The organism is Streptomyces sp. NPDC051940 (assembly GCF_040680895.1).
Classification (GTDB): domain Bacteria; phylum Actinomycetota; class Actinomycetes; order Streptomycetales; family Streptomycetaceae; genus Streptomyces.
The window spans coordinates 1-10,308 of the sequence record NZ_JBFAXR010000028.1; the positions used below are offsets into that span (position 1 = coordinate 1).

Annotated in this window: 5 protein-coding genes; 3 read left to right on the plus strand and 2 right to left on the minus strand. The window is 72.0% G+C overall.

Going from position 1 to position 10,308, the window contains the following annotated elements:
• Nucleotides 1-157 precede the first annotated feature (157 nt).
• Nucleotides 158-1,948 carry a hypothetical protein gene (locus AB0M28_RS14015; protein ID WP_365402964.1) on the minus strand — a complete coding sequence of 597 codons (1,791 nt, stop codon included), beginning with the start codon at nt 1,946-1,948 and terminating at the stop codon, nt 158-160.
• A gap of 423 nt (nt 1,949-2,371) precedes the next feature.
• On the opposite strand from AB0M28_RS14015, the gene AB0M28_RS14020 reads away from it, so the two are divergent.
• Nucleotides 2,372-4,015, plus strand: a complete 1,644-nt coding sequence (locus AB0M28_RS14020) for an IclR family transcriptional regulator C-terminal domain-containing protein (RefSeq protein WP_365402967.1) — start codon at nt 2,372-2,374, stop codon at nt 4,013-4,015.
• A 44-nt stretch (nt 4,016-4,059) separates the two neighbouring features.
• Here AB0M28_RS14020 and AB0M28_RS14025 read toward each other — a convergent pair whose 3' ends face one another.
• Complete coding sequence (locus AB0M28_RS14025; protein ID WP_365402970.1) at nt 4,060-7,062, minus strand: right-handed parallel beta-helix repeat-containing protein; 3,003 nt, start codon at nt 7,060-7,062, stop codon at nt 4,060-4,062.
• Between the two features lie 371 nt (nt 7,063-7,433).
• On the opposite strand from AB0M28_RS14025, the gene AB0M28_RS14030 reads away from it, so the two are divergent.
• The gene (locus AB0M28_RS14030) at nt 7,434-9,305 is read left to right on the plus strand and encodes a hypothetical protein (protein WP_365402973.1); all 1,872 of its coding nucleotides are present in this window, start codon (nt 7,434-7,436) and stop codon (nt 9,303-9,305) included.
• 219 nt (nt 9,306-9,524) lie between these two features.
• Nucleotides 9,525-10,274 carry an SDR family NAD(P)-dependent oxidoreductase gene (locus tag AB0M28_RS14035; protein WP_365402976.1) on the plus strand — a complete coding sequence of 250 codons (750 nt, stop codon included), beginning with the start codon at nt 9,525-9,527 and terminating at the stop codon, nt 10,272-10,274.
• Nucleotides 10,275-10,308: the final 34 nt, after the last annotated feature.

The following is a 10,308-nucleotide window of genomic DNA, read 5'->3' on the forward strand; positions in this document are numbered from 1 at the left end:
CTACACCCGCTTATCTACACTCTTCCCCAACACGCCGCTCTTCCGATCTGCCACGCGTTTCTCGCGGTTCGGGAGGAGACCCGGCACCACCCCCTGGCCCGTCGCCGTGGTCGGCGACGGGCCCGGGGCCGCAGCACAGTCGGCTGCCGCCGTCGGCTCAGCCGACCGTCAGCGTGCCGGCGCCGAGCAGCCCCTGCAGCGCGCCGTTCGGCAGGGTGAAGGTCAGCGGGGTGCGCGGGGTGCCGGGCTTCAGGGCGTTGACCGACCAGCCGCCCTTGCTGTTGTCGCCGTCACGGAGGTTGTAGCCGCCGCCCATGCCCGCGTACAGCACGCCCTTGTCCTCGAACGGGAGGAACACCCGGACGCCGTGCTGCGCGTGGTTGCCGAAGCCCGTCAGGGTCTCGGCGACGGCCGGCTTCTCCGGGTCGTCCATGCGCCAGACGTCGCCGCCGCCGATGGTGTTGAACAGCGTCGGGCCGATGACCTTCTCCAGTGAGGTGACGGTCGCGTCGGAGACGTCGTACGCGGCGTCCACGCTGAACGCGGTCGCCATCAGGCTGCCGGACATGTCGGCGGTGGCCATGTAGAGCTTGTCCTGGAAGACCTGGAAGGTCCAGGAGTAGATGTTGAACGGGTTGCCGAAGCCCGAGGCGCCGAACTTCGGCGTCTGGCCCAGCAGGTTCGGCTTGTTCCCCCACAGCTTGGTCTCGGGGTTGTAGACCGGCAGCGCGCGGTCGCCGTAGAGGACGGTGACCTTCTGCTCCGGGGTACCGGGCTTGGAGATCTTGAAGATCGCGGTGGCGCGGTTGGACTTGGTGACGTCCAGGATCCGGGCCGCCTCGGTGGCCGGCTGGCCGTAGGCGTTCCACAGCGACTCGGTCGCGGTCACGCCGGCGTGGTTGTAGCTGCCGACGTACAGGTCACCGCGCCACTCGGTGATGCCGCCCCAGACGACGGACTTGCCCAGCACCGGGTCCGGGTCGTACTGGTCCCAGGAGAAGACCGACGTCCAGGAGTCCTTGTCGGCGGAGGTGAGGCCGCCGGCCGGGATCTCCGGGCTCATCCAGATCTTCGACGGGCCGCCGACCGCCGCCGACTTCTTGTCCGGCAGGGTGCCCATCCAGCCCGAGACGACGAGGCGGTTGCCGAAGGTGCTGAGGTAGCCCGCGTCGTTCTGCAGCACGGCCACGGTCTCGAAGTGGAACGGGTCCGACTTGGTGCCGGTCCACCTCTCGATGACACCGCCGAGTCCCCCGGTGGTGTCCCCGGCGACGGGGGCCCGGCGGGCGGCCAGGTAGAGGTTGCCGTCGGGGCCTTCGATGCCGCCGCGGGCGGAGTACAGGTCCGTGCGCAGCTGGGAGCCGAGGTACTTGCCGGTGCTGCCCTCGAAGGCGAAGACGGCGAGGCCCAGGCGGGAGTCGTTGAGCGTCGGGTACTTGACGCCGAACATGAAGACGACGTCGTTGGCGGCGGCGGCGCCGCGCAGGCCGACCACGTTCTCCAGCAGCGGGTCGTCGGGGGTGATGTCCTCGGTCTGCTGGGTGTCCGCGTTGACCCGCAGCACCTGCGGCTTGCGCAGGTCGCCCATCTTGGGGCCGTAGACCGCGGCGCCGCTGCTCTCCCCGAACTCGCAGACGTTCTGGTCCTCGACGAGGTGCGGGCCGGGCTGCCCGATGAGGCCCGCGGTGGCCTGGCAGAAGGCGTTGGAGAGGGTGCCGAAGTAGGCGTGGTCGCCGGAGCGGGCACCCGCCCAGACGTAGGCGCCGTCGATCTTGCGCTGGTAACCGGTGGGGCAGGAGCCGTCGGCGTCGGGCTGGGCGTGCACGCCGATCGCCTGGAAGCACTCGCTGACCGCGGCGTGGGCGACCTCGGTCGACTTCAGGGCCGGGCCGTACTGGAAGGTGCTGCCCTCGGGTGCGGGGGCCGCCGAGGACAGACCGGAGGTCATGCTCAGGAGGGCGCCGGCCGCGGCGGCGACGGCCAGCAGCCGCCTGCCTCTGCTGCTCCGCGCGCCGGGTCCGGAAAATCTACGCTTCGTCACTTCTGTGCTTTCTCTCGTCCTCGACGCGCCGATCGCGGAGGTTGTGTGCATCCTGTGGAGGCACCGCCCGTTGCCACCAACGGACGGTTGTTCGCCACGCGTACACCGCGCTGTGACGGACGTCGAAATTCGACATATGTCGCTTATCCCCGGGTGCTCTTGATGTCACGTCGGCCTGCGAGTGACGCAGGTCGCAGCCGACACCCCCGCCCCAGGGGCGCGTCGCAAAGCCGCGACCGCTCCCGGAGCGGTGGACGTCACAGTGACGCAGGTCCACGGCGCATAGGACGATTCGCTGGTATTCGCGAGATCTTGTCCATCGGAGCGCCCATGTCCCCGTTCGCCGCCGCCCCTCCCCCGGAGGCCGTGCGACCCCTGATCCGCGGGCTCGCGGTGCTGCGCGAACTCGCGGCGGGGAACGGGCGGTGCGCGGTGAGTGGCCTCGCCCGCAGTACCGGGTTGGCCCGGTCCACCGCCGACCGCGTCGTAGGCACTCTGGTCCGTACCGGACATGTGCGCCTCGAGGGGCGGGAGGCCGTCCTCACGCCCCGGCCGATGGAGCTGGGGAACGCCTGGCTCGCCGCCTGCCGGATCCCCGACCTGCTGGGGGCGCCCACCGACGCCCTCGCCGCGGTGCTCGACGAGTCCGTCGTCGTCGCCGTACCGGAATCGGACGCGGTGCGGGTGGTGCATCATGCCACCCGGCGCCGGGCGGTCTCCCCCGCGTTCCGCACCGGCGATCTGCTGCCCGCCGACCGCACCGCGGCGGGCAGCCTCTTCGCCGCGGCGTGGGACGAGCAGGCCTGGCAGCTCCGGGGCGGGCAGTCCGCGGCGGGCCCGGACACCGTTCGCCCGGCGTCTCCCGGCGACCGCGCCTCGCGCTTCCGGGCCCGCGCGGAGGCCGCCCGCAGGCAGGGCTGGTCCCTCGACGACGAGCTCCTCGAACCCGGGCTGATCGCCGTCGCGATGCCGGTTCCTGCCTCCGGCGGGCGGCCGCTGTACACCGTCAGTGTGGTCAGCCACACGAGCCGGCACCGCACCGCCTCGTCACTGGCGGACGCCGTGCTGCCGCGGTTGCGCGGCACCGTCGAGGAGATGGCCGGAGCGCTGTCCGACGCTCCTCCCGCCCCGGCCTGCTCGACGGCCCCGCCGCCGCCCGGGGACCAGCCCCACCCGGGCCGGGACGGACTCGGGCCGGAGTCCGTGGAGTCCCTCGCCCGCGGCCTGACCGTGCTCACGACCGTCGGGGAGGGCCGCGAACACCTGACGCTGGCGGCTGTCGCCGCGCTCACAGGGCTGCCGAGGCCCACGGTCCGGCGTGCCCTGATCACCCTGGAGCACCTGGGGTACGTCGCCTCGCAGAGCCGGCGCCACGGGCTCACCTCCAAGGTGCTGGAACTCGGGTACGCTCCGCTGTCCGCGCTGACGCTTCCCCAGGTCGCCCGGCCCCATCTGGTGGAACTGGCCGGACGTGTGGGCGAGACCGCGTCGCTGGCGGTGCTGCGCGGCGACCGCATCCGCTATGTGGCGACAGTCCCGGCCGGGGGCGTCATGAGCGTCGGCATCCCGGTCGGCACCCGCGGCCCCGCCCATGTGGCGGCCACCGGCCGGGTGCTGCTGGCCGGACTCCCCGCCGGGCAGCGGGCCTCGGTGGTCAGCGGTGCCCGGCTGACGCCGTACACCCGGCACTCGGTCACCTCGGTGGCCGGGCTCACGGACATCCTGGAGCAGGTGGCCGCGGACGGACACGCCGTCGTCGACCAGGAACTGGAGGACGGCCTGCGCTCGGTCGCGGTCCCCGTCCGGGACCGGCACCGGCGGGTGGTCGCCGCAGTCAACGTGGCGATGCACGCCGACCGCCGCTCCCACGACCAGTGCCGGGACGAACTGCTCCCGGCACTGGTGCACACGGCCGCACGGATCGAGGCGGACCTGGGGATCACCGGACGCCACGCCGTCGTCGCCGGCGTGTGACACCCCCTCCTGGGCGGGGGGTGGGGGGCGCGGCGCGTGCGCGGTCAGCGGCGCACTCGACGCCTGTTGCGGTATGCGGTCAGCACCAGCCCGGCCGACACCAGCAGACCCGCGCCGACCACCGCCAGCAGCGGGGCCCACGGCGTGGAGCCGGTGTCCGGCAGTGCGTGGTGGTCGTCCGTGGGATGCGGGTCCGGGGTGGGCGTCGGAGGTGTGGGCGTAGGTGTGGGAGGCGTCGGGGTGGGCGTGGGCTCCACCGGGGAGACGAGGAGGTAGCCCTGAGCGTCGTTGTCCGTCGCGCTGGTGTCCGGGTCCGTCGTGAGGTCCGGCACGACGAGCGGGTTGCTCTCGGGTACGTCGCCGGGGGCCGGAGTGATGTAGGCGACGTTGTGCAGTTCCGTAGCGGTGGTCGCCGTGACGCGGACGCGCACCGTGAGCACCGGACCGTCGGTCCCGGCCTCCAGGGGTGCACCGCCGGTCGCCGTGGCCCCGTCGGAGGTGTACTCCGGGCCGGCCATCGAGATCAGCTCCAGCCCTTCGGGCAGCACCACCGTGACGGTCCATCCGGCCCCCGCTTCGGCGGGGCCGTCGTTGTGCGGCACGAGCGTGAAGGTCGCCTCGTCGCCGGGGCGGGCGGGCGAGGGCTGCGGCGGAGTCTGGGTGAGCGTCAGGTTCGCCTCGGCGCACCGGGTCGGGTACAGCACCTGCGGCTCACGGGTCTCGTGGATCCACGCCCCACCGGCGTTGTAGATCATCGGGTCGGCGGAGCTCTGGGTGCCGCCGGCGGTGACGCGGGGGCCGCAGGGCCTTCCCCAGTCGTTGGGGCCGCGGCTGCCGCCGTCGCGTGCGTCGGCGGCGGTGTTCCCGCCGATCATGTCGTTGCCCGGGTAGGCGTCCTGGCCCTGCTCGGCGTTGGGGTAGGTGCGGATCGCGACCGAGTCCCTGGGGAAGGTGTTGCCGGAGACCTCGACGGTGTCCCGCATCACCCGCCAGTCGGAGACGGCGGCCCGCGTGGGGGAGGCCGGTGCGCCGAGCTGGAGCATCGGCCCGGAGCCGGTGAAGGTGTTGCCGAGCATCCCGATGTCCGAGGAGGAGCGGGACTGCTGGTCCTCGGGGGTGTTGGGGTAGGTCGCCGGGTCGAGGTTCTCGTACAGGGTGGTGACCTTCACCGCGGCGGCGGAGTCCGTGCGCGGGGTGAAGGCGATGTCGTTGTCCTCGATCAGCACGTCGTGCGCGGGAGACAGGAGCAGGACGAAGTCGGCGGGGCCGCCGGCGACCTTGTTGCGCAGGTAGCGCACGTCGTGCGAGCCGTACGGGATGTAGACGCCGAAGGGGTTGTCGGTCAGCACGTTGTCGGCGAAGGTGACATCGCTGCTGTTCTGGATCCTGTTCAGGCCGTTGGCGCTGCTGGAGGGGTTGATGGTGAGGTTGGCGACCCCCTCGTTGTCCTCGAACGTCGAGTCGGTGACGGTGAGTCCGGTGACGGACTCCGTGTAGGTCGCGTACCAGTCCATCTCCCGCACGGTGGCGCGGGTGACGGTGACGTCGCTCGTCATGTCCCAGTAGAAACCCGTCGCGCCTTCGGTGAGGGTGACGTCCCGCACGGTGACGCCGTCGGAGTAGTAGAAGCGGATCGCGTTGGAGCCGCCGGACGGCATCGGCTCGTACGAGACGCCGTCGATGCTCACGTTCTCGACGGTGGCCTGGGCCACCTCGTGGCCGGCGATGCCGGTCCCGCCCTTGCCCGAGGCGCCGGGGGTCAGGGCGATGGTGGTGCCCCTGACGGTCATCCCGGTGGTGTTGGCCGCGCCGAGGCCGCTGCTGCAGCGCTCGATCCGGCCGCCGGTCACAGTGGGGCCGGTGCGCGTCTGCCCGGCGGCCGCGACCCAGGTCGCACCGATCCCGGTGGCGAAGTCGCTGACCACGGGGTTGTCGATGACGACGCCACTGGAACCGGCCAGTTGGATGCCGGTGGAGGGACTGGCGGAGGTGCCCTCGGCGGTGACGCGGGTGAGGGCGGCGCCGGTGGTCGCGCCGAGGCTGATGCCGGTAGTGGTGATCTCCTTGACCGTCACCCCCGTCAGCTGCGGCCCGGTGCCGGTCGTCGCGCCGGCGGTGGCGATGCCGTACTGGTAGCCGGTGACGGTCACGTCCGTCATGACGACGCCGGTGGAACCGGCGAGGTTGACGCCGTACGAGGCGGCGTGGGAGGTGCCTGTGACGGTGACCTGGTCGAAGGTGGCTCCGGTGGTCGCGCCGGTGTGGACACCCAGGGTGGTGGCCTCGATCGTGGAGTCGGACAACCGCGGGCCGGTGCCGGTGCGGGCGGCGGTCATCGTGAAGCCCCGTGTGACGCCGCTGATGTCGGCACCGTCGACGACGACGCCGGTGGCGTTGGCCGCGTTGATGCCCTGGGAGGTTCCGTTGGCGGCGTTGTCGCCGTTGTCGAAGCCGAAGCCGGTGATGGTGGTCGCGGTGGTGGTGCCGCTGAGCAGGATGCCGGTGACACTCGCCAGGTTCGCCGGGTTGACGACGGTCAGACCGGTGAGCTCCGCTCCGCTCGCGGTGGCGGTGACCACGGCCTTGGCGGACGCGGTGGGCGCGAGGGTGGTGTTCGTGGTGGTGAGGCCGCCGCCGGTGACCGACAGCAGGGCGGTCAGTTGCGCCGAGCCCGCGGCGGTCAGCGTCACCCGGCTGGTGACGGTGAGTGTATTGGCGAAGACGTAGTTGCCGTCCAGGACGTTCACGGTGTCCCCGTCGGCCGCGGCTGTCAGCGCGGCCTGCAGGGTCATCAGCGTCGGCGGCCGGGTGGGGCCGACCCAGGCGATCAGGGCGCCGTCGTCCGGTGCCGCGTGCCGGGTACCTGGTGCCCGGCCTGCGGCCCCGTCGTCCGACGCCGCGCCGGGGAGGGCGGCACCACCCCACAGCACCGCCGCCGCGAGCAACGCGCCCGCCCCCCGGGTCCAGCGCCGGCGGCGCCTCTGCGTCTGTTTCCGTCGTGGCGTCTGGAGGTCGCGTCGCCGCATGGCCGAGTACCGGGAGTCCATGGAGGCGACCGTACGGAGAGGATCACAGCCTGGCGATTATTTGAGCGCATATACCGTAAATCATCACCTTATGCCGTGTGAAATGATCCAATCAGCGGTGTCGGCGGGCATGCCCGCACAGGGCGGATCCAGATCCGAGCCGGGCACGGACTACAGTTCCCGCCCGTTCCCGCCCGTTCCCGCCCGTTCCCGCCCGTTCCCGCCCGTTCCCGCCCGTTCCCGCCCGTTCCCGCCCGTTCCCGCTACAGGCAACCCGAGTCCGATCAGGCACGAAGAAGTCACTAGATTGAATGCCGTGACGCGAACAGGACGGCCCATGGCCGAGTTGGTGCTGTCCCTCTCTGTCTAATGTGGACGAGTCAACGCTGCCCTTGAACACCACCCACCACACCAGCCACACCATGGGGCGCGTCGCCCGCACGCCGAAGGCACTCGCCGTGGCCGTGGCCGCATCGGCAATCCTCGGGTCCACCTCCGTCGGCACGGCCGGAGCGGCCACCGAGAGCCCCCTGGGCGGAGTATTCGCGGGCCCCGCCCTCGATGTGACCAAGGCAGCCACCGCCCCGGTCGACGAGTGCTTCAAGTCGATCGGCGACGACATCGCCCCCGCCGCGGACGGCTCCTGCGCCACGGGCTACCAGGAGAAGATCAACGAGGGCTACATGTGGAGCGGCGTCCGCTCCGGCGACTTCGCGTACTTCGGCACCTCGGCCAACGCCATCTGCGGCGCCGAGGGCCAGATGAACCCCGAGCCCACGCCCGCCCTGCTGGAGGACGGGAACGTCTGCGAGTTCGGCGAGGGAGCGGGCACACCGGTCTTCGGCCCTCGGATGGGCGACTCCCGGCTGTCGCGGGTGCTGCGCGTCAACGCCGACACCCAGCGGACCGAGGACGTCTCGCCCACGGACGACACCCTCTTCCAGCAGGCCGCGGGCCTGCGCGGCGCGGCCGCGGCCAACGACGTCGTCTTCATGTTCGGCATCAAGACGGCCAACCCCACCGACCCGCGCGCCGGCCTGTCGGTCTTCGCCTTCGAGGGCAGCACCGGCAGGTTCCTCGGGTCCGCGCTGCGTACGGACCTGATCAGCGCGCGCCAGGCCGTGGTGGCCTCCGACGGCAACCTCTACATCGCGGGCCGCTCGTCCAACGGCACCTCCGGCACCATCCTGCGCTGGACGGGCGACAAGGCGGACCCGTTCCGGTTCGAGACGGTCGGCACGCTCGCCAACGACGCCGGCTACCTCACCACCATGGGCAACCGCCTGGTGGTCTCGGGCTGGCCCGGCATCAAGTGGGGTGAGGACGCCCGCGCGGTGGGCGAGTCGGCGAAGCTCTGGATCAGCCCGGAGATCCCGGCCGGCGGCCTGACCGCGGCCGACGCGGCCTCCTGGCAGCCCTTCTTCTCCTGGGACCAGTACGACCCGGACCCGGTGGTCGGCAAGTCCATCGTGTGGGGCGCGATCAAGGAGTGGCGCGGCGACCTGTACGTCGGCAGCTACAACCACATCGCCGGCACCGCCACCGCCTCGCTGTGGTCCGCGTACGGCCGGCCGTCCACGGAGGCGGCGCGCATGCTGGACATGACGAACTCCGCCCGCCCCGCCACCATCTTCCGGATCTCCAAGCCGGGTACCCCGGAGCAGAAGGTCACCCTGCTCTACGGAGACACGCTGCTGCCGGTGTACAACCCGGACACCAGGCTCTGGGTGAAGAAGCCGAACCGACTCGGCCAGGTCCCGAAGTTCGGTTTGTCCGGGTTCGGCAACCCGGCGAACCAGTACGCCTGGACGTTCACCACGTTCCAGGACAAGCTCTACATGTCCACCTTCGACGCCTCCGGCACGCTGGCCCCCGCGGCCTTCGTCACCCAGCGCGTCCTCGGTCTCTCCTCCGCGACCCGCACCTCGCTCGAGAAGGTGGTCGGCCCGGCACTGTTCAACTCCATCGGCGGCGGTGACGTCTGGCGGATGGACGACCCGGCACAGCCGGCGGTCGCCGAGACTCTGAACGGTTTCGGCAACCGCGCCCAGCACGGCGTCCGCATATTCCTTCCCTTCGAGGACAAGGGCTTCCTCTACGCCGGCATGGCCAGCAGCTGGAACCTCCGCGCGACGGACAAGAACCGCGGCGGCTGGGAGCTCAACAAGCTCACCCCCGGCGCCGTCCGCCCCGGTCTGAACCTCTCCGTCCCGGCGAACGCGATCCAGGGGGTGCTGGGCGCCTTCGCGGGCGGTGTGGAGTGACGCCGAACGCGACCGGGGCCGCCCCGCCGCACCCGGTGGCCACCGCCTGACGGAGGAACCGGCCGGCGCCTTCGCGCCCCCTCACCGCGATCGGTGAGGGGGCGCGGCGCGCTGCCGAACCGCAGACGCCCCGCGCCTGCCCGCCGGGCGGCCGTTGACACGCCGGGCGCGTTCGGTGACCCTGAAGACACCAAGCGTCACCAACTTGTCGGGGGTTGGATGAACGTGGCGGTGACCAACCCGGTGTGCCTGATCACGGGCGCCACTCGGGGCATAGGCCACGCCTGTGCCTCTGTCTTCGCCGAGCGCGGCTTCACCGTCGTCCTCACCGGACGAGATGCCGAGGTGGCGTCCCGCCGGGCCGAGGAGATCCAGCAGGCGTCCGGCGCAGCCGACGTACGGGGCTGTGAACTCGACGTGGCCGCGGAGGAGTCGGTGGCCGCGCTCTTCCGCGTGGTCCGGCACGACCTCGGGCGGCTCGACGTCCTGGTGGCCAACGCCGGAGTGCTCCGGTCCTCGCCACTCGGCGGCACCCCGGCCGCGACCGCCCGCAAGACGGTCGAGGTCAACGTGCTCGGGACGCTCGCCTGCGTGCAGTCCGCCGCCCGGCTGATGATGCCGCGCCGGCGCGGGTCGATGGTGCTGCTCGCCTCCGCCGTGGGCGAGCGCGGGGCGCCGGGACAGGCGGTGTACGCGGCTTCGAAGGCCGCAGTGGCGGCGCTCGCGCGCTCCGCGGCACTGGAGTTGGGGCCGCGCGGCATCCGGGTGAACGCCGTGGCGCCGGGTCTGATCGACACGGACATGGCCAAGGCGCTGCCCGAGGAGACCGTCGCCGCGTACGAGGCCCGCTGCGCGCTGCGCCGCGTGGGTACGGCGCGGGAGGTCGCCGAGGTGGTGGCGTTCCTGGCGAGCGACGCCGCCTCGTACGTGTCGGGCCAGGTGCTGCGCGTGGACGGGGCGGAGCTGTGAGGGCCGGTCCTCTCGGGCGTTGTCCCCCCACCGC